The sequence below is a fragment of the Stenotrophomonas sp. STEN031 genome (genome assembly GCF_056759975.1).
Genome location: NZ_JBRREA010000005.1, coordinates 23,757 through 45,003 on the forward strand (window position 1 = coordinate 23,757; position 21,247 = coordinate 45,003).

The 21,247-nt window shown below is 64.0% G+C and carries 14 protein-coding genes and 1 pseudogene; 8 read left to right on the plus strand and 7 right to left on the minus strand.

Annotated features, from left to right (window positions below):
- Positions 1–83: 83 nt before the first annotated feature.
- The 4 genes from lepA to rpoE form a co-directional block, all read right to left on the minus strand.
- On the minus strand, positions 84–1,874 hold the full coding sequence (gene lepA, locus ACVOLQ_RS03390; protein WP_481527164.1) for a translation elongation factor 4: 1,791 nt from the start codon (positions 1,872–1,874) through the stop codon (positions 84–86).
- A 159-nt stretch (positions 1,875–2,033) separates the two neighbouring features.
- A complete protein-coding gene (locus tag ACVOLQ_RS03395; protein ID WP_313495512.1) occupies positions 2,034–3,554 on the minus strand; it encodes a DegQ family serine endoprotease in 1,521 nt (506 codons plus the stop codon).
- Positions 3,555–3,682: 128 nt separating this feature from the next.
- The gene (locus tag ACVOLQ_RS03400; protein WP_481527065.1) at positions 3,683–4,579 is read right to left on the minus strand and encodes a sigma-E factor negative regulatory protein; all 897 of its coding nucleotides are present in this window, start codon (positions 4,577–4,579) and stop codon (positions 3,683–3,685) included.
- On the minus strand, positions 4,576–5,196 hold the full coding sequence (gene rpoE / locus ACVOLQ_RS03405; RefSeq protein ID WP_313170618.1) for an RNA polymerase sigma factor RpoE: 621 nt from the start codon (positions 5,194–5,196) through the stop codon (positions 4,576–4,578). Before rpoE ends, ACVOLQ_RS03400 begins: the two co-directional genes overlap by 4 nt.
- A 236-nt stretch (positions 5,197–5,432) precedes the next feature.
- Between rpoE and ACVOLQ_RS03410 the strand changes: the two genes are divergently transcribed.
- On the plus strand, positions 5,433–7,496 hold the full coding sequence (locus ACVOLQ_RS03410) for a 3-hydroxyacyl-CoA dehydrogenase NAD-binding domain-containing protein (protein WP_481527066.1): 2,064 nt from the start codon (positions 5,433–5,435) through the stop codon (positions 7,494–7,496).
- 257 nt (positions 7,497–7,753) lie between these two features.
- Here ACVOLQ_RS03410 and ACVOLQ_RS03415 read toward each other — a convergent pair whose 3' ends face one another.
- The 3 genes from ACVOLQ_RS03415 to ACVOLQ_RS03425 form a co-directional block, all read right to left on the minus strand.
- Entirely contained in the window at positions 7,754–8,728 is a 975-nt protein-coding gene (locus ACVOLQ_RS03415) for a cation diffusion facilitator family transporter (protein WP_313170615.1), read from the minus strand.
- An 80-nt stretch (positions 8,729–8,808) separates the two neighbouring features.
- A complete protein-coding gene (dsbG, locus tag ACVOLQ_RS03420) occupies positions 8,809–9,615 on the minus strand; it encodes a thiol:disulfide interchange protein DsbG (protein ID WP_481527067.1) in 807 nt (268 codons plus the stop codon).
- Positions 9,616–9,638: 23 nt separating this feature from the next.
- Positions 9,639–10,436, minus strand: a complete 798-nt coding sequence (locus tag ACVOLQ_RS03425; RefSeq protein ID WP_481527068.1) for a prolipoprotein diacylglyceryl transferase family protein — start codon at positions 10,434–10,436, stop codon at positions 9,639–9,641.
- A gap of 136 nt (positions 10,437–10,572) precedes the next feature.
- On the opposite strand from ACVOLQ_RS03425, the gene ACVOLQ_RS03430 reads away from it, so the two are divergent.
- The 7 genes and pseudogenes from ACVOLQ_RS03430 (at position 10,573) to ACVOLQ_RS03460 (ending at position 21,186) form a co-directional block, all read left to right on the plus strand.
- Entirely contained in the window at positions 10,573–12,006 is a 1,434-nt protein-coding gene (locus tag ACVOLQ_RS03430) for a GGDEF domain-containing protein (RefSeq protein ID WP_313494303.1), read from the plus strand.
- Positions 12,007–12,103: 97 nt separating this feature from the next.
- Positions 12,104–13,225 (plus strand): metallophosphoesterase, encoded by a 1,122-nt coding sequence (locus tag ACVOLQ_RS03435; protein ID WP_481527069.1) that lies wholly within the window; start codon positions 12,104–12,106, stop codon positions 13,223–13,225.
- 209 nt (positions 13,226–13,434) lie between these two features.
- Positions 13,435–14,844: pseudogene (locus ACVOLQ_RS03440) on the plus strand (DcaP family trimeric outer membrane transporter).
- A 106-nt stretch (positions 14,845–14,950) separates the two neighbouring features.
- On the plus strand, positions 14,951–16,300 hold the full coding sequence (adiC, locus tag ACVOLQ_RS03445) for an arginine/agmatine antiporter (RefSeq protein ID WP_481527070.1): 1,350 nt from the start codon (positions 14,951–14,953) through the stop codon (positions 16,298–16,300).
- 29 nt (positions 16,301–16,329) lie between these two features.
- Positions 16,330–18,618, plus strand: coding sequence for an Orn/Lys/Arg family decarboxylase (locus ACVOLQ_RS03450; protein WP_481527071.1), 2,289 nt, complete (start codon positions 16,330–16,332; stop codon positions 18,616–18,618).
- Positions 18,619–18,949: 331 nt separating this feature from the next.
- Positions 18,950–19,855 (plus strand): cation diffusion facilitator family transporter, encoded by a 906-nt coding sequence (locus ACVOLQ_RS03455; RefSeq protein WP_481527072.1) that lies wholly within the window; start codon positions 18,950–18,952, stop codon positions 19,853–19,855.
- Entirely contained in the window at positions 19,852–21,186 is a 1,335-nt protein-coding gene (locus tag ACVOLQ_RS03460; protein ID WP_481527073.1) for an amino acid permease, read from the plus strand. Before ACVOLQ_RS03455 ends, ACVOLQ_RS03460 begins: the two co-directional genes overlap by 4 nt.
- The last annotated feature ends 61 nt before the right edge of the window (positions 21,187–21,247 follow it).

Below are 21,247 nucleotides of genomic sequence, written 5' to 3' on the forward strand. Positions count from 1 at the left end.
GGAATGGGGAGCAGGCAATCGCGCAGTCCAAAGCGGGTCCGCTCTGCCATTACGATTGCCCATTCCCTACTCTCGATTCACTGTTACTTGTCCATCTGCAGCACAGCAAGGAAGGCTTCCTGCGGAATCTCCACACGGCCCACCTGCTTCATGCGCTTCTTGCCTTCCTTCTGCTTCTCCAACAGCTTCTTCTTGCGCGAAACGTCGCCACCATAGCACTTGGCCAGCACGTTCTTGCGCATGGCCTTGACCGTGGTGCGGGCGATGATCTGTGCGCCGATCGCGGCCTGGATGGCCACGTCGAACATCTGCCGGGGGATCAGGTCCTTCATCTTCTCGCACAGCTCGCGGCCGCGGCGATCGGCGTGGCTGCGGTGGGCGATCAGCGACAGGGCGTCAACCTTGTCACCGTTGATCAGCACGTCCAGGCGCACGAACGGGCCGGCCTCGAAGCGCACGAAGTGGTATTCCAGCGAGGCGTAGCCACGGCTGACCGACTTGAGCTTGTCAAAGAAGTCCAGCACCACTTCGGCCATCGGCAGCTCGTAGCTGATCTGCACCTGGCTGCCCATGTAGTTGATGCCGATCTGGGTGCCACGCTTCTCTTCGCACAGCTTGATGATGCTGCCGATGTAGTCCTCGGGGGTGAGGATGTTGGCGCGGATGATCGGCTCGCGGATCTCTTCGACCTGGTTGACCGGCGGCAGCTTGGCCGGGTTGTCCATCATCACGATGGTGCCGTCGCTCTTGAGCACCTCGTAGATCACCGTCGGCGCGGTGCTGATCAGGTCGAGGTTGTATTCGCGCTCCAAGCGCTCCTGCACGATCTCCATGTGCAGCATGCCAAGGAAGCCGCAACGGAAGCCGAAGCCCATCGCCTCGGAGCTTTCCGGCTCGAAGCTCAGCGCGGCGTCATTCAGGCGCAGCTTGTCGAGGGCTTCGCGCAGGTCCGGATAGTCCTCGGCATCGACCGGGAACAGGCCGGCGAACACGCGCGGCTGCATTTCCTGGAAGCCGGGCAGCGGCTCGGCGGCGGGATCGGCCTGCAGGGTCAGGGTGTCGCCGACCGGCGCACCGTGCACGTCCTTGATGCTGGCGTTGATCCAGCCCACTTCACCGGCACGCAGCGCAGGCATTTCCTTGCGCTTGGGGGTAAAGACGCCGACCTTGTCGACCAGATGCCAACGGCCGGTGGACATGACCTGGATCTTGTCGCCGGCCTTGATCTGGCCCTGCATCACGCGCACCAGCGAGACCACGCCCAGGTAGTTGTCGAACCAGGAGTCGATGATCAACGCCTGCAGCTTGTCACTGCCACGGTCGGCCGGCGGCGGGATGCGGTGCACGATGGCTTCCAGCACCTCCTCCATGTTCAGGCCGGTCTTGGCGCTGACCGCAACCGCGTCGGAGGCATCGATGCCGATCACGGCCTCGATCTCGGCCTTGGCGCGATCGGTATCGGCGGTGGGCAGGTCGATCTTGTTCAGCACCGGCACCACTTCCAGGCCCTGCTCGATGGCCGTATAGCAGTTGGCGACCGACTGCGCTTCCACGCCCTGGGCCGCATCCACCACCAGCAGCGCGCCTTCGCAGGCGGCCAGCGAGCGACTGACTTCATAGGAGAAGTCAACGTGGCCGGGGGTATCGATGAAGTTCAGGAAGTAGGTCTGGCCATTGCGGGCCGTATACGGCACCGACACCGACTGCGACTTGATCGTGATACCACGCTCGCGCTCGATGGGGTTGTTGTCCAGGACCTGCGCTTCCATTTCGCGCGCGGTCAAGCCGCCACACAACTGGATGATGCGGTCGGCCAGGGTGGACTTGCCGTGGTCGACGTGGGCAATGATGGAGAAGTTGCGGATCATCCGCATCGAATCATGTGACATAGGTGGCGGCGGCGGCGCTGCGTCGTCAGGATAACGGGGCATTATCGCATGCCGGAGCCAAGCCCCGCACAGGGTTTGGCCGGCAGCTGAACGAAAGGAGCCGCCCGAAGGCGGCTCCTGTAGGCATTGCAAGGCCTGGCGGGCTTATTCGCCGGCGCGGACCGGAACGAAGGCGCTGTTGGCACCGGCGCGGACCAGCAACATGACCACGTCGCCCTTCTTGTAACCGGCCAACTCCCTGTTCAGGGCGGCAACGCTACCGACCGGGGCACGCCCGACCTGCAGCACCACCATCCCCGGGGCCAGGCGCGCCTCGCGGCCGGACTGGCTGTTGACGCCGGTGATGCGCACGCCCTCGCCCGACTCCAGGCCAAGCTGGCGACGCTCGGCGGCCGTCAGATCAGCCACTTCCAGCCCCAGCAGGGCATTGGCGCCGGCCTGCGGCTTGGCGTCATCGCCAGCGGCAGCGGTGTTACCCGGGCGCGCCGCATCCTCGGCCAGCTCGCTCAGGGTCACGGTGATATCGCGCGGCTTGCCATCACGCAGGATGCTCATCCGCACCTTGCTGCCCGGCGGCATCGCGCCAATCATCGGCGGCAGCTCGCTGGAGGTATTGATCTCGGTGCCATTGACCGCACGGATCACGTCACCCACCTCGATACCCGCCTTGGCCGCCGCACTGTCGGGCACCATCTGGTTGACCAGCGCACCGCGGCTGTCAGGCAGCTTGAAGCCCTGCGCGATGTCGCTGGTCACCTCGCCGACCATCACGCCCAACTGGCCACGGCTGACCTTGCCGGTCTTCTTGATCTGCTCGACCGCGTTCATCGCCAGATCGATCGGGATCGCGAAGCTGATGCCCATATAGCCGCCGGAGGCGGAGAATATCTGCGAATTGATGCCAACCACTTCGCCGCGCGTATTCAGCAGGGGACCACCGGAGTTGCCCTGGTTGATCGCCACGTCAGTCTGGATGAACGGCACATAGCGCTGCTCGTTGCCACCGGTATTGCGGCCCAGCGCACTGACGATGCCGGCGGTAACCGAGTGGTCCAGGCCGAACGGCGAGCCGATCGCCACCACCCACTGGCCCGGCTTGAGCGAGTTGGAGTCACCTACGCGCACGGTTGGCAGGTTCTTGGCCTCGACCTTCAACAACGCCACGTCGTACTGGGCATCACTGCCGACCACCTTGGCGGTGAACTCGCGGCGATCACTCAAGGTGATCTTGACCGACTCGGCACCGTCGATGACGTGGTGGTTGGTCAGCACATAGCCGTCATTGGAGATGATGAAGCCCGAACCCATGCTGCGCCCGCGCGGACCGCTGTCCGGCCCTTGCTGACCCGGCCCCGGCATCTGGAAATCCGGACCGAAGAAGCGGCGGAAGAACTCCGGCATCTGGTCCATGTCCGGGCCCTGCTGGGCAGCGCGCGGGTTGCGGCGGGCGCCGATCACGGTATCGACCTTGACCACGCCCGGGCCGACCTGGTCGACCAGTTGGGTGAAGTCAGGCAGGCCCTGCACCAGCTGCGGCGCGGGGGCGGCGCGGGTAGCGGCTACCTGCGCGGCCGGCGCATCCGGAGCCGGGCTCTGCGCGCAGGCCACCAACGGCAAGGTCATCGCCAGCAGGCCAAATACCTTGTTTTGGATACGTGGGGTCATCAGCTTCGAGCCTCCAATTCAGTCAAAGCGGGAAAGAACAGCCAAGCCCGGTACGCCCAACCACAGCGCACAAACCTGGAATCCGGGGAAAACCGGCCGTCCTGAGGCGGACGACCGGCAAGCAACACTCACTGACGCGGCAACAGCCTGCGCGACTCGGCATCGTCGGCACCCTGTGCCGGCATGCGCGGTTCGAACGGATAGAACGTCGCCCCACCCTGCTCCTGCGCAGGGAAACTTGCGTTGAGCGCCCCCTGCGACAGCGATGGTGCCACGGTCGAGCGTGGCCATGGCCGCGCGTGCAGCACCCCATTGCCGGTGGCAAACGGGTCCTGGCGCAACGCCGGGGTTGCCGGCAGCACCGGTGCGGAAGCAATCGCCCGCTGCGGCTCGGCCAGGCGCGCGGTACCGGCCCGCGCTGCCTGCTGGGTGCGGGTCGCGCTGCCCCGGCGGGCAGCGGCGTCCTGGCGCCGGGTCACGGCGGCAGCAACCGCCGGTGCGGCCGCAACCAGACCAGCAACATTGCCGGCATCCGCCGCGGTGGGGGCCGACGGCTGTGCGGGTGCCGGAGCAACTTCCGCCGTGGTCGCGATGACCGGCGTGGGCGCGTTGGTTTCCGGCAGCTGTTCGCGGGCCATGAACAAGGCCACCGCAGCCACCGAGGCCGCCAGGGCGGCACCGCCGCCCCAACGCCGCCAGCCAGTTCGGGCTGCGCGCTGTTGGGCAGGTGCGGCAACTATTGGCCCATTCTGGCGGGCATCGGCGTCCACCGCCTGACGGACCCGCGCAGTGAAATCCAAGGGAGCCGGTGCGCAGGCCTGGCCGCGCATCACATCACCCAGGACCTGCCAGCGCTCCTGGCAGGCCGAAAGCTCACTGTCGTGTTCCAGCCGGCGCAGCATGAAGCGCGCCTCATCGGCGGCCAGCTCACCATCCACCAGCGCGGACAGTTGCTGGCGATAGTGCTGTTCAAACTTGTCCGGCGCAGCACCGGCCGACACCGGGTTACGGTCTTGCGTGCTCATACGCGACTCCGTTCACGGGTAGCGCTGGGAGTATCCAGCAAGGGACGCAGCTGTGCGTCGATGGCCTCGCGGGCACGGAAGATCCGCGACCGCACCGTGCCGATCGGGCATCCCATTTTCTGCGCGATATCCTCGTAACTCATGCCTTCCACCTCTCGCAACGTAATGGCTGAGCGCAGCTCTTCGGGCAACGCATCAACCGCCTTCATCACGGTTTGTTCCAGTTCCTGGCGCATCAACTCACGTTCGGGCGTGTCGTTGTCGCGCAGGCGGACCCCACTGTCGAACTGCTCGGCGTCACCGATCTCGATGTCGTCGGTGGGGGGGCGCCGGTTGTGTGCTGCCAGGTAGTTTTTTGCGGTATTCACTGCGATCCGATGCAACCAGGTATAGAACTGGGCGTCGCCACGGAAGTTCCCGAGCGCACGGTAAGCGCGCACGAAAGTGTCCTGGGCCACGTCCTGACATTCACTCCAGTCGGCGATGTAGCGCCCGATCAACGCGATGATCCGATGCTGGTACTTGCGTACCAACACATCGAACGCCGCGCTTTCGCCGCGCTGCACACGCCGGACCAGCTCCAGGTCCAGCTCCTGCGGTGTTTCAACCTCGGCCATAACGGGCCGCACTCCTGTCAGCCCAACCGACGTCGGGCAATAAGACCGCTGTTCGCGGCAAAAGTTCAGCACCCTGTCCCAGCGGTACCGCACCAGCTTTTAACTCCCGTTCGGCTAACCTGCAGGGGCGCTGACCAGATAAGCACAACACACTTCCTGACATTGGGATTTGACGGCAGGGAAACAACCTCTGGATCATAGCGGTCTTCTCCATACACAACCGGATGGAACGTCCCATGCTCTCAGGCTTCGACGGGCTCCGCTTCAATCATTGGCAAACCGAGCTGCGCGAGGATGGCGTGGCAGTGCTCAGCCTCGACCGCAAGGACAGCCCGGTCAATGCCATGTCGCAGGACGTGCTGCTGGAACTGGGCGACATCGTCGAGCGCCTGGCCATCGACCCGCCCAAGGGCGTGGTGGTGCGCTCGACCAAGGCGGCCGGCTTCATCGCTGGCGCCGACCTGAAGGAATTCCAGGAATTCGACCGCCGCGGCACCGTCAATGACGCCATCCGTCGTGGCCAGAGCGTCTACCAGAAGCTGGCCGAGCTGCCCTGCCCCACGGTCGCCGCGATCCACGGCCACTGCCTGGGCGGCGGCACCGAGCTGGCGCTGGCCTGCCGTTATCGCGTGGCCTCCAACGATCAATCCACCCGTATCGGCCTGCCCGAGACCCAGTTGGGCATCTTCCCGGGCTGGGGCGGCAGTGCACGCCTGCCACAGCTGGTCGGTGCGCCGGCGGCGATGGACATGATGCTGACCGGCCGCACCTTGTCGGCTTCGGCCGCCCGTGCGATCGGCCTGGTCGACAAGGTCGCCGCCCCGGCGGTGCTGGTCGATGCGGCGGTCGCATTGCTGCAGACCGGCGTGACCCGCCCGTTCAAGCAGCGCGCCACTGCCTGGGCCACCAATACCTTCCTGGCCCGCAAGATCCTCGCCCCGCAGATGGCCAAGCAGGTCGCGCGCAAGGCCAAGAAGGACCAGTACCCGGCGCCCTATGCGCTGATCAGCACCTGGGAACGCAGCGGTGGCAGCCCGATCCAGAAGCGTCTGGACGCCGAGCGTCGTGCGGTGGTCAAGCTGGCCAGCAGCCCGACCGCGCGCAACCTGATCCGCATCTTCTTCCTGACCGAACGGCTCAAGGGCCTGGGCGGCAAGGACTCGGGCATCAAGCACGTGCACGTGGTCGGTGCCGGCGTGATGGGCGGCGATATTGCTGCCTGGGCGGCCTACAAGGGCTTCAACGTGACCTTGCAGGACCGTGAGCAGCGCTTCATCGACCCGGCCATGACCCGCGCACAGGCGCTGTTCGACAAGAAGGTGCGCGATGAGAGCAAGCGCCCGGAAGTGGCCGCACGGCTGAAGGCCGATCTTGCCGGTGACGGCGTTGCCGATGCCGATCTGGTGATCGAAGCCATCATCGAGAACCCGGAAGCCAAGCGTGCGCTGTACCAGACGCTGGAGCCGAAGATGAAGGCTGACGCGCTGCTGACCACCAACACCTCCTCGATCCCGCTGGTCGAGTTGCGTGACCATATCCAGCGCCCGGCGCAGTTTGCCGGCCTGCATTACTTCAACCCGGTTGCACAGATGCCGTTGGTGGAAATCATCCACCACGACGGCATGGCGCCGGAAACCGAGAAGCGTCTGGCTGCGTTCTGCAAGGCGCTGGGCAAGTTCCCGGTGCCGGTGGCCGGCACGCCCGGCTTCCTGGTCAACCGCGTGCTGTTCCCGTACATGCTGGAAGCCGCCACCGCGTATGCCGAAGGCATCCCCGGCCCGGTGATCGACAAGGCCGCGGTCAAGTTCGGCATGCCGATGGGCCCGATCGAACTGCTGGATACGGTGGGCCTGGACGTGGCCGCTGGCGTGGGCAAGGAGCTGGCACCGTTCCTGGGCCTGCAGATCCCGGCCGCACTGGCGACCGTCGAGCCGAACAAGCGCGGCAAGAAGGACGGCCAGGGCATCTACAAGTGGGAGAACGGTCGCGCGGTGAAGCCGGAAGTGGCCAAGGACTACCAGCCACCGTCGGACCTGGAAGACCGCCTGATCCTGCCGCTGCTCAACGAAGCGGTGGCCTGCCTGCATGACGGCGTGGTCGCCGATGCCGACCTGCTCGATGCCGGGGTGATCTTCGGCACCGGTTTCGCCCCGTTCCGTGGCGGCCCGATCCAGCATATCCGCGCTACCGGCGCCGATGCCCTGGTTGAGAAGCTGAAGACCTTGCAGGCCCGCCATGGCGACCGTTTTGCGCCGCGCCAAGGCTGGGAGATGCCGGAGCTGCGTGAACCGGTGATTTGAGTTCTTGCCGGTTGATTGAATGAAAAACGGAGCCGAAAGGCTCCGTTTTTTTTTCACCTGTAGTGCCGAGCCATGCTCGGCAGTAGCCTTACCGGCACGCCTTCCTTGTAGGAGCGGCGTCAGCCGCGCAGCCACAGATCAATCAAATTGCAGTTGTACCGGTAATTTCAGCGCTGCCAGCTTCGCGGCTGACGCCGCTCCTGCAATGCCGGAAAGCCACCGGCAAAGCCCCTGCCGAGCATGGCTCGGCACTACCTCTAGCGGTGCACATGGCCGTGATGGCCTTGATCATCCGGCCCGTGCGCATGGCCTTCATGATCATCATGACCGCCACCCGCCTTCTTGTCCGCACAATCATCACCGCAGTGATCCGCTTCAACCTGCACCGTCACATGATCGATATCAAACCGCTCATGCAGCAGGTCCGCCAGCTGTCGACGCAATACATCCGGCGCCTGGCCGTCATGCATCACCACGTGCACGGTCAAGGCCGGGGTGCTCGATGCCAGCGCCCACACATGCAGGTCATGGATACCGGCTACACCAGCGTGCCCGCGTAGCGCTGCCTCGATATCAGCCAGCACCACACCCTTCGGCACGCCCTCCAGCAACACATTGATCGCATCGCGCAACAGCACCCAGGTACGCGGCAGCACCCACAGGCCGATCAGCACGGCCAGGATCGGATCGACCAGGGTCCAACCGGTGAAGTGGATGATCAGGCCGCCGGCAATCACCGCCACCGAGCCAAGCATGTCGCTCCACACTTCCAGGTAGGCGCCCTTGACGTTGAGGCTTTCACCGCTGCCAGCACTGAGCAGGCGCATCGCGATCAGGTTCACCACCAGGCCGAATGCAGCCACCCACATCATGCCGGTGGAGGCGATCGCCTGCGGCTGCTGGAAGCGCTGAACGGCCTCGAACAGGATGTAGATGCCCACGCCGAACAACAGCAGGCCGTTGGCTACCGCACCCAAGGCCTCCAACCGCGCATAACCGTAAGTGCGTTTGGCATCGGGCGGACGCCGGCTCAGGCGAACGGCGGTCAACGCGATCATCAGGCCGATCGCATCGGTTGCCATGTGCGCGGCATCGGACAACAGCGCCAGGCTGTTGGTCCAGAAAGCGCCGATGACTTCCACCACCAGATAGGCGGTGGTCAGGCCCAATGCCCACCACAGCGGTTTCTCGTGGCGGATTTCGCTGGGCAGATGGTTGTGGTCGTGACTCATGGCTGGCTCCTCATGGCGGGGCCAGCTTAGTCAGCCACTGGCGGCGGAGACTATTACATCGCCGCCGCCCGGTTCAGTGATCAGCGTGGTCCGAGCACCGTCTGCATGTCATCGCCCTGCGGCATGCCCGAACGCATCTGCACCGTGCCGTCGGCATCCTTGAACAGGATGCCCGGCGTGCCCTGGAAGCCCAGATCCAGCATCAAGGCCTCATTGGCACGCAGCTTGGCCTGCACCGCCGCCGGTACCGTCGCCAGCGGCTTGATGCCGCCCTTGGCGAAATCACGCTCGTTCTGGATCAGCGCCTGCTCCGGTGAGGCTGCGCCCAGAATCGCGGCGGCTTTGTTGGCACTGTCCTCGCGGATCACGCCGACCAGGATCTGCCGGATCTGCACCTTGCCTGCGGCCACCCATGGCTGCGCCGCTTCCCAGAAACGGTTGCAATACGGGCAGTTCGGGTCGCTGAAGGAATAGATGACGCGCGGCGCATCGGCCTTGCCATCGCGCACCCAATGGCTGGCTTCCACCTTGGCCCAGGCCTGCTGGCCCATCGGCCCGGACACCAGCTCCTTGAGCTTGGCGGCGCTGACGTCCTCACCCTTGGCGTTGACCAGGGTGCCAACCACCGCGTACTCGCCGTCCTTGGATACATACACGCCCAGCGGACGCTGGCCAGCGACGCCGGCATAGCCGGTCAGGCCAACCGGTGTTTCGAACGTACCCATGAACTCAACACCCTGCGAACGCAGGGTTTTCACCACGGCCGGCTCGTTGACCGCAGCCGGCTTGGCGGCCGTCGCAGCCGGGGCACTGGCGGTCTGTGCGCAGGCCAGCGGCGCCAGCGTCATGGCGGACAACAACAGCAACATCGAACGGGAACGTATCATCGTGTGTCTCTTTCAGGAAAGGGTTATTGCATTTCGCGCAGACGCGCTTCCAAGGTGGCGCGCGACAGCTCGCCCATGTGCACATTGCGCAGGCGTCCGTCGGCACCGAAAAACAGGGTGGTTGGCAGGGCGCGGGCGCCGGTCTGCCGCATCACGCGCGACTCGGCATCCAGCAGCACGTTGTCCAACTGCATGTTCTCGGCACGCAGATAATCGGCGACTTCATCGCGGCTTTCGCCCTGATTGGCGAACACGAACTGCACCTGCGGGTGCGCCTGCTGCGCCTGTGCCAGCACCGGCATCTCGCGCCGGCACGGGCCACACCAGGTCGCCCAAAGATTGATCACGGTTGGCTTGCCAGCGAAAGCGGCCAACGGTGCCGGCCTGTCCTGCAGATCAACCAGCACCGCATCCGGCAGCGGAATCGCCGAGCGCTGCACTGCAAACAGCGCCATGCCGCCGATTGCCCACAGCGCAGCGCCAGCGGCCAGACCCAGCAACACCGGCTTGCGCAGGATGCGTTGGCGGGTCTTCCACATTGCATAGGCCGCTGCGACCAGCAGGCCGGCCCAGATCGAATAGCCACCATCGCCCAGCCGAATGATGGACAGCGGCTGTGCCAGGTAATCGCCGGCATGCAGCGCCACATGCGCCAGGCGTGCGCCAAGCAAACCCAGCAGAAACGCATCCAGCACCACCGCACCAGCGCGGCTGCGCATCCCATCGGCGGCAGGTGCCAATGCGCGCGCGAAGAACCAGCCGATCGCCAGTGCCAGCACAGCAACCAGCGCCATCAACGGAAATGGGCCGGCGCTGATCATCCCGCCAACCCGATACTGCCCAGCACAAGCAAACTTGAACAAACAGTGAATTCAACTATCAACACAAAGTCCTCAAAAACCTGCTGTTGCTGCCGATAATAATCGGCTGCCTCTTGGCACTTTACTGGTCGTACGCATGAATATCGCTCCCGCACCACCCCCTGACACCGACAGCAGCGCTCTGGCCGATGCCTGGAAACAATGCCTCGACGCCGCCGGTGTCGAGGCGAGCCAGATCCTCGCGGGCCTGGCCGACGCGCATGCCGCTGAACTGGCCGCGCATTTTTACAAGGTCATGATGAACGACGCGCGTGCCTCACGCTCGATGTCACATGATCAGGTGCGGGTACGACTGCAGCCGGCGATGCAGCGCTGGGTCAGGGACCTGCTGCGCGCCACATCCGACAACGTCGAGCAGTTGATCGCCAACCAGCGCGTCATCGGCGATGTGCATGCACGCGTGGGCATCCCGGTAGACCTGGTTACCCGTGGCACCCGCGTGCTGAAGCAACGCCTGTTCCAACTGATCGGCGAGCAGGCCGGACACGGCGAGGCCGCACACACCGCCATTGCCAGCCTCACCGCATCGTTCGACATCGCGCTGGAGGGTATGACACTGGCCTATTCCAACGCACGGGAACGTTCCTCACGCACGGATGCCGCCTACCGGCTGTTCTCGCTGGTACAGAATGTGAGCACCGAGCGCGAACGCCAGCGCGCCTTGCTGCTGGATTGGGAAAACACGCTCCTGTATGCGTTGGCAGCGCAGGGCGACCTGGGCAGCTTCCAGACCCTGGCGCGTTCCGAGTTCGGCCTTTGGTTCAACCACAAGGGCATTCCCAGCTTTGGCGAGAGCTCCGAAACCCGCCAGATCAGCGGTCTGATCCAAGACGTCGACCAATTGCTGCAGCACACCCTGCAGCAGGACAGCGATCCGGCCGCGCGTACCGCGCAGCTGCAGGACGTGCGCTCCAAGGTCAGCCAGATCCGCACCTTGCTGGGCATGTTGTTCGAGCGCATCGGCGAGCTGGATGCCGGCTGCGATGCCTTGACCAATCTGCTCAACCGACGCTTCCTGCCCACCGTGCTGCGCCGCGAGATCGAACTGGCGGAAAAGTCTGGCGACAGCTTCGCCGTATTGCTGCTGGACCTGGATCACTTCAAGGCCATCAACGACGAACACGGCCACGAAGCCGGCGATCGCTCACTGCAACACGTTGCCGGCATCCTCAGCCAGTTCACCCGTGGCAGCGACTATGTATTCCGCTACGGCGGTGAAGAATTCGTCGTCGTACTGGTGGCGGTGGAAGAACGCCAGGCCATGGTGATTGCCGATGGCCTGTGTCGACGCCTTGTGGATACGCCGGTCACCCTTGCTGATGGCCAGCTCCTGCCCATCAGCGCCAGCATCGGCGTTGCCTTGTATGACGGCCACCCCGACTACGAGCGGGTGATGGCACGTGCCGACGCCGCCATGTACCAGGCCAAGAAGCAGGGCCGCAATCGCGTCGTACTGGGCAGCGATGCCTTGCCCGCCGCCCCGGGCCGCACCGCGTTGCGTCGCGACTGAGCAGCAGCCAATACCAACCGATAGCACATGCTGCCGGGGCAACGGCGACATAGGCTGCAGACGGGTGCAACCGGTCACCCGTCTTTGGAATCCTGCCATGCCCCTCTTCCGCGCCTTGCTCATCCTGCTGCTGTGCAGTGCCCTGCCCGCTCTGGATGCCAACGCCCGCGAGGTGCCGCAGCCAGCGGCGCATGTGCAGGCCGATGGCCCCTACGTGTTCCGCGATGGCAAGCGTGTACGGGCGCAATGGATCTGCGACGACCAGGTGATTTCGCGGAGGATAAGGGCGAGGCGCGACATCCCCCGTGCTGTCGCGCCGGAATGCGGCTATCCGCATCCCTTGCATATCACCCCACTCGCCACTCCAGCCGCCGCGGTACTGCCCGCGGTGCCGCGCATCGTCGCCGTCTCCGACATCCACGGCCAATACGCGCTGCTGCAGCGGCTGCTGCGCGCCAACGGCGTGATCAATGACGAAGACAACTGGGCATTGGGCCAGGACACGCTGGTCATCGCCGGCGACGTATTCGACCGTGGCCCACAGGTCACCGAAGCCTTCTGGTTGCTCTACAGCCTGCAGCAGCAAGCGGCACAGGCCGGCGGTGCAGTCCACTTCGTGCTCGGCAACCATGAAACGATGGTGCTGTACGACGACCTGCGTTACGTCAATCCCAAATACCTGCGCAGCGCCCAGCTGCTCGGCCGTAGCTATCCGCAACTGTATGGTGCCGATTCGGTGATCGGGCAGTGGCTGCGCACGCGCCCGGTGCTGCTGCGCATCGGCGACACCTTGTTCCTGCATGGCGGCATCTCACCCGACGCACTGCAACTCGCACTCGATCCAGCGGCCACCAACGCCGCTTACCAGGCCTCGCTGGGTCGGCCCAAGGCGGAGGTGAAGGCAGATCCGGTCACTGCACCGCTGTACGATGGCAAGACCAGCCCGATCTGGTATCGCGGCTATTTCAACGGTCAACTGGATACAACCGGCGTGCAGGGAGTGCTCGACCGACTGGGAGTTACCCGCATCGTGGTCGGCCACACCTCGATGCCACACGTCAGCAGTTTCCACGGCGATCGCATCATCGCCATCGACAGCAGCATCAAGGACGGCGAGAACGGCGAGTTGCTGTTCATCGAGGATGGCAAGCTCAGCCGCGGGCTGTTGGATGGCCGTCGCGTACCGTTGGAAATCGGCCGCATCGAAAGCGAAGACTAAACCGCTACCGGCGTCAGGTACGTGCCGTTTATGACATAAGGTTTCATCCTAAATTCACGTAGCCATAACCCAGCCTCGACCATGGTAAATGGGCAGGCTTCACGCAGGCATGAGGGAGGCATCCAGCGCGTCGCCACGTGGGTAATCGGTGAAATGGCGGCTGGGATCCGTCCCGGCCGTGAGAGGTGTTTTTCTCCACGGAACAGGCGATGAAACCACTGACGCTGGCCACATTGTTGCCACTTGCGTTGTTGCCCTGCGCGGCGAGCGCGCAGGACTCCGTCGCCGCGCTGCGCGCGGAGATCGCCCAGGCCCAGCAACACCTGCAATCACTCAATGCGCGGCTTGATGCCCTTGAGCAGGGCCAAGCCAATCCAGCCCCAACCTCCACGGTTCCGGCAGCACGGGCTACCGTTTCATCATCAGCACCGCATACCGGCGCAGCACCGCCGGCCTAGACCATCCTGCCCGCCCGTGATTCGGTTGCCGACCCTTCCACCGCCGCCTCGCGCCCGGACAATGCGCCTTCGCCAAACGACCCCGAGCTGAAGGGTTTCATTGCCATCCCCGGCACCGACACCATGATCCGACTCGGTGGCTACGCCAAACTCGATGCGATTGCAGACCGCAGCGCCGCTGGTGACACCGAGCAGTTCATTCCATCATCGATTCCGGTCGACAGCCCGCATCGCGATGTCTCGCACTTCGGCATGCATGCCAAGCAGACCCGCTTCAGCTTCGAAGCGCGCCGCCCTACCACACACGGCAAGCTGCGCTTCTACCTGGAGAACGATTTCTTCGGCAGCAGCGACAGCTACGAGTTCCGCCTACGCCACGCCTACGGCCAGTTGGGCAACACCTATGCGGGCTACGGCTACTCCACTTTCATGGATGCCGACGCGCTGCCGGACACGTTGGACTTTGCCGGACCGGGTGCCGCCGGTTACCTGCTGGTCGCCGGCATCCATCACAGCTTTGCGCTTGGCAAGGGCAATAGCTTGACCCTGGCTGCAGAAGACCCGGACTCGCAGCTCGCCAACACCGGCGACAACGACAGCAAGACCGAGCACCTGCCCGACATCAGCCTGGTCGCACGCATGGAGCGTGACTGGGGCCACCTGCAGCTGGGCGCGGTGCTGCGCAGCCTTGGCTACGACGGTGATGGCCGCAGCAACCGTACGTTTGGTGGGGGCTTGCAGTTGAGCGGTTCCTACGCGGTAGCCGAGCGTGACCTGCTGCTGTTCGGCCTGATTGGCGGCAAGGGCATCAGCCGCTATACCGCAGACCTGACCGGTTCCAATCTGGATGCCGCCATTGATGCCGACGGCCGGCTGAAGGCGCTGCCACTGCGCGGCGGCTACTTCGGCTATACCCACTACTGGTCGGACCTGTGGCGCTCCAACCTGATCTACGGGCAGTTGCAGATCGACAGCGCTGACGCACTGGCCGGCGACGCGTTCCGTCGCAGCCGCTACGCCGCACTGAATCTGCTATGGAGCCCAGCACCATCCTGGACCATGGGCATGGAACTGCTATACGGCCAACAGCAACTGCAGAACGGCCGCGATGCGGACACCCTGCGCCTGCAGGGCAGCCTGCAATACAACTTCATCAAGTAACAGGCAGCCGACGCCGGCACACGTCCATGTGCAGCTCGCCACCCAACGATTCACGTAATGCCCTTCCCATCGAATTACCCGGTACAGCCGGCGAAAGGAGATAGTCATGGCAGGTCAGAAGAAAATCGGGGTCGTTGGCGCGACCTTCCTGGTGGCAGGCAACATGATGGGCTCAGGTGTCTTCCTGCTGCCTTCAAGCCTGGCCAAGATCGGCACCGCCTCGATCTGGGGCTGGCTGGTTACCACGGCCGGTGCATTGTTGCTGGCATTCGTATTCGCCAAGCTCGGCAAGTTGGCACCAAAGGCAGGCGGTCCTTACGCCTACGCCCGTGACTGGTTTGGCCCTTACATGGGCTTCCAGACCAACACCATCTACTGGTTCGCCAACTGGATCGGCAACGTCGCGATTCCCATTGCTGCCGTTGGCTACTTCAGCTACTTCTTCCCGATCCTGTCCGACCCGGTACCGCGCTGCATCGCGGTGCTGCTGCTGGTATGGGCCTTGAGCTTCGCCAATGTGATTGGCCCATCCTTCGTCAGCCGCGTACAGACGGTGACCACCAGCTTTGCGCTGGTACCGATCCTGGGCATTGCCATCTTCGGCTGGTTCTACTTCGACCCCACCATCTTCAAGGGCGCCTACAACGTTTCCGGCCAATCCAACTTCGGTGCGGTATCCAGCGCCGCTGCATTGACCTTGTGGGCCTTCATCGGCGTGGAGTCGGCCTCGGTCACCGCAGGTGTCGTGGAGAACCCGGAGAAGAACGTGGCGCGCGCAACCCTGGCAGGCGTTTTCCTCGCCGCGATTGCCTACATCGCCAGCTCCTCGGTAATCATGGGCATGGTGCCCAATGCCGACCTGCAGGTCTCCGATGCACCGTTTGCGCTGGCAGCGGCCACCGCGGTCGGCGGCTGGGGCGGCGCGCTGGTCAGTCTGTGCGCCTTCCTCGGTGCAGCTGGCTCGTTGGGCGGTTGGATCCTGTTGACCGCGCAAAGCGCCAAGGCAGCCTCCGATGACGGTTTGTTTCCCAGCGTTTTCAGCAAGATCAACAAGGATGAAGTACCGGTCAAGGGCGTGTTGATCGTTGCCGTGCTGATGACGATTGCGGTGCTGATCACATCGACCTCGGAGACCGCGTCCGCCCAGTTCGACGTGATCACGTCCGCGGCGGTGGTACTGACCCTGCTGCCTTACATCTATTCCTGCGTGGCGTGCTACTTCGTGGTGGAACGCTCGCATACCATCGCCCACACCGGTGCGTTCTGGGTACTGACCAGCATCACCGTCGTCTACTGCCTGTGGGCCATCTATGGCTCCTCCGGCAGCATCGTTCAGTACGCCTTCCTGTTCGTACTGTTCATCACCGTGTTCTATCCATTCTTCAGCGATGAGCGCCGCAAGCAGCGCCTGGCCAAATTCACTCCGACTGGCACCGCCCGTGCCAGCACGAACTGATCCCCCGCTCGGTAGACAGGAACAACACCATGTACTTCAAATCACTCGACTACCCGATCGTCATCATCGATGCCGACTACGAATCGCCGCGTATCGCCGGCATCCTTATCCGCGCCCTCGCCGAAGAGCTGCGCAAGAGCGACCAGCGTGTACTCACCGGCCTGAACCTGGACGATGCCCGCGCCGGCGCACGCACCTACGTGGCCGCCTCGGCGGTACTGATTTCCATCGACGGCACCGAGGACGATGACGACCAGTTCCAACGCCTGCTCGCCTTCCTGCGCGAGCAGAGCCAGCGCCGCGCCGATTTGCCGGTATTCCTCTACGGCGAACGCCGCACCATCGAGAAGATACCGAGCAAGCTGCTCAAGTTCGTGCACGGCTACATCTTCCTGTTCGAAGACACCAAGAGCTTCATCGCCAGGCAAGTGATGCGCGCGGCCGACGACTACATGGCCAAGCTGCTGCCACCGTTCTTCAAGGCGCTGATCCATCACTCGGCCCAATCCAACTACTCCTGGCATACCCCCGGCCATGCCGGCGGTGTCGCCTTCACCAAGTCGCCCGTTGGCCGTGCACTGCATCAGTTCTACGGCGAGAACACCCTGCGCAGCGATCTGTCCATTTCGGTGCCGGAGCTCGGCTCACTGCTCGACCACACCGGTCCGATCCGTGATGCCGAAACCGAGGCGGCGCGCAATTTCGGCGCCGACCATACCTTCTTTGTCACCAATGGCACCTCCACCGCCAACAAGATCGTCTGGCATGGCACGGTGGCGCGGGGTGACATCGTGTTCGTCGACCGCAACTGTCACAAGTCGCTGCTGCACGCACTTATCATGACGGGCGGCATCCCGGTGTACTTCACCCCCAGCCGCAATGCCCACGGCATCATCGGGCCGATCAGTCTGGACCAGTTCTCCGGCGAGGCCCTGCAGAAGATGATCCAGGCCACCCCCCTGGCCAGCAAGGCCGCCAAGCCCGGGGTGAAACCGCGCATTGCGGTGGTCACCAACTCCACCTATGACGGGCTCTGCTACAACGCCGAGAAGATCGCCGACAACCTGGGCACCGCGGTGGACTTCCTGCATTTCGATGAAGCCTGGTACGCCTATGCCGCGTTCCATCCCTTCTACGAGAACCACTACGGCATGGCCAAGGGCAAGCCGCGTGAGCAGGACGCCATCATCTTTACCACCCACTCCACGCACAAGCTGCTGGCCGCGTTCTCGCAGGCCTCGATGATCCACGTGCGCAATGCCGCTACCCGAGAACTGGATGCGGAACGCTTCAACGAATCCTTCATGATGCACACCTCCACCAGCCCGCACTACGGCATCATCGCCGCCTGCGATGTCGCCTCCAAGATGATGGAAGGTGACGCAGGCAAATCCCTGGTGCAGGAAATGCACGATGAGGCCGTCGCCTTCCGCCGTGCAATGCTGCACGTCAGTGAGGATCTGGGCCGCGATGACTGGTGGTTCAAGGTCTGGCAGCCCGACGGCGTGGAGCGCACCCTGGCCAAGGGCGACAGCAGCAAGCCGATGGTCACCTCGCGCCCCGATTGGTACCTGCGCCCGGATGCGCGCTGGCACGGCTTCGACAACCTCGCCGATGACTATGTGCTCATCGATCCGGTAAAGGTCACCTTGCTGACACCCGGCCTGTCGATGGACGGCGAGATGGGAAAACTGGGAATACCTGCGGCAATTCTCAGCAAATTCCTGTGGTCGCGCGGCATTACCGTGGAGAAGACCAACCTGTACTCGGTGCTGTTCCTGTTCTCGATGGGCATCACCAAGGGCAAGTGGAGCACCCTGGTCACCGAGTTGCTGGCATTCAAGGACCTGTACGATGCCAACGCACCGCTGAGCCAATCACTACCCAGCCTGCTCGAAGACAATGCCGCTGCCTACGCCGGTTGGGGCCTGCGCGATCTCTGTGCAGCCCTGCATGAGTTCAACCGCGAGTTCCGCGTAGCCGAGGTGATGCGCGAGATGTACGTGGAGCTGCCGGAGCCGGTGATCACACCGGCCGAAGCCTATAACCATCTGGTGCGTGGTGAGATCGAGCGGGTGGACATCGACCAGCTCAGCGGCCGCGTTGCCGGCACCATGCTGGTGCCCTACCCGCCCGGCATTCCGACCATCATGCCGGGCGAGCGTTTCGGCGCCAGCGACGATCCCATCATCCAATCGCTGCGCATCGCCCGCGAACAGAATGCACGCTTCCCGGGGTTTGAATCGGATGTGCATGGCTTGATCATCGACAACAGCGGGGAGAAGCCGAGTTATCGGGTGGAGGTTCTGAAGGTTTGACCCCGAAGCAAAAGCAATACATGCCTTCGCTTCTCCCGCTCGCGGGGTTGAGAACAGGCACGAGCCTAAGGCCCGTGCCTGTTCGTACGCCCCGCGTGCTACGCGGGGCCGGGGCGGAGCGAGGGGCCCTGCAGGCGCGGATGAGGGGAGCCTTTGGCTCTTGGCTCCCTGCACTTTGGCCTTGGCTTTGGCTCCGCTCTGCTCTGCTCAGATCAAAATCTGCGCCACGTGCTCTCAAAGCGCCCTCGCCCCAACCCCTCTCCCGTAAACGGGAGAGGGGCTTTTAGAGCCTAGCTCCCCTTACATTGCTATCGGGCCGCCGACCAACCAGATGACCAGCACCCGCCAGGAACAACGCGTATTGAAACTTTCCATCGCGGCGACCGTGCTGGTCGCTGCGATCGGCTTCTTTGGTGGCATGCTCGCCCGCTCGCAGGCCATCCTGTTCGATGGCATCTACAGCCTCGTGGATGTGGCGTTGACGCTGGTAGCTCTGGCCGTGCTGCGGCTGATGGCCCGCGAACAGAGTCCGCGCTTCCAATACGGTTTCTGGCATCTGGAGCCGATGGTCGAGGCGCTGGGCGGCGCCATTCTCAGCCTGGCCTGCATCTATGCGCTGGCCAATGCGGTCATCGGCTTCAGCGATGGCGGCCACGAAACCCGGGTTGGCCCTGGCCTGATCTGGGCCGGCTTACTGGCGGTGGTGGACCTGGCAATGGCCATATGGATTGGCCGCCATGCACGGCGACTGCAATCCGGCCTGCTGCGTCTGGACGCACGCGCCTGGCTGCTGACCGGATTGATGAGCCTTGCCGTGGTGCTCTCGTTCGTCATTGCACTGGCATTGCACGGTGGCGCGCATGAGCACTGGATTCCCTACCTTGACCCCTTGGTGCTGGCCTGTATCGCTTTGGCGACGCTACCAGTGCCCTTGCTTGGCGCATGGAAAGCCGCGCGCGAAGTCCTGCAGGTAGCCCCCAGCGAACTGGACCAACTCGTGCAACAGGTGATGCAGGCGTTCGTCGCCAGGCATCACTTCGAAGGCTTCACCAGCCACGTCGCCAAGATCGGCCGCATGCAGTTTGTCGAAATCCATATCCTGACCAGGCCCGATACCCAGCTCGGCTGCATCGGTGATGTCGACCGTCTGCGCGATGAAATCGCATCCCAGCTGGATGCACGCTCGGGACGCTTCTGGCTGACCATCGACTTCACTTCCGACCCGGCCTGGACATGAGCTCACCCACCCCGAAGAAGATGGGCCTGACCATGGCGACCATGCTGGTCGCAGGCAACATGATCGGCACCGGGGTATTCCTGCTGCCGGCCAATCTGGCCACCGTCGGCAGCATCTCCTCGTTGGGCTGGCTGATCGCCACCGCTGGCGCCATCGCCCTGGGGCTGGTGTTCGCCCGCCTGTCACAACTCGATCCGCAGCCCGGCGGCCCCTATGCCTACGCGCGCGACGCCTTCGGCAATTACATCGGCTTTGTCAGCAATTACGCCTATTGGTTCGGCAACTGGATCGGCAATGTCGCCATCGCCCTGGTGGTAACCGGCTACCTGAGCCACTTGTGGCCGTGGCTGCAGGACGTCTATCCGCGATTGGGCTTCACCCTCGCCGTGATCTGGCTGCTGAGCCTGGCCAATGCACGCGGTGCCCGCTGGATCGGCGCGCTGGAGACCGGCACCTTGCTGCTGGCCCTGATCCCGATACTGGGCATCGCCGTGTTCGGTTGGTGGTGGTTCGATCCAGCACTGTTCAGCGCCGGCTGGAACGTCAGCGGCATGGGGGACAGCGCCGCCATCTCCCGCAGTGCCTCCATCGCCTTGTGGGCATTCATGGGAGTGGAAAGCGCGGCGGTATCGGCCGATGTGATCGACAACCCCAAACGCAACATCCCACTGGCCACCCTGCTTGGCTTGGCGCTGGCGGCAGTGATCTACATCAGCTGCTCGCTGGTGATCATGGGCATCGTGCCAATGGCACAGCTGCGCGACTCCTCGGCACCCTTTGCCGATGTCGCGCAGTTGATGATCGGCCCCTGGGGCATGCTGGTGATCGCATTGTGCGCGATCCTCAAATCGGCCGGCGCGCTGGGCGGCTGGATGCTGCTGGTCGGCCAATCGGCGAAGGCGGCAGCCGAGGACGGCCTGTTCCCCCGGGTGTTCTGCCGACTCAACAAGCACGGCATGCCCGGCGCCGGCCTGATGATCGTGGCGGTACTGATGAGCGCGCTGCTGCTGGCCACCTCCTCGCCTACCCTGGCCCGCCAATTTGATCAGCTGACCAACATCGCCGTATTGCTGACCATCATCCCCTATCTGTTCTCGGCGGGTGCACTGATCTGTTCCACGCTGGAGCGCGGTGAACAGGGATGGATGCGCGCCGCCTGCCTGTCCACCGCCGCCGCAGCGGTCGTTTACTGCCTCTACGCTCTGCTCGGCGCAGACGCCCAGTTGCTGGCCTATGCCACCGTCGCGGTCCTGTTCAGCGCGGCCCTGTATCCCTTCTTCCGCCAGCGGATGCTGCAGGCCGGCAGGGGAGCGACAGCCAGGCACGGTTAGTTCCCACGCCGACGGTTCGTGCTGCGACGGGTCAGCCCCTACAATGTTGCCTTTGTGGCAG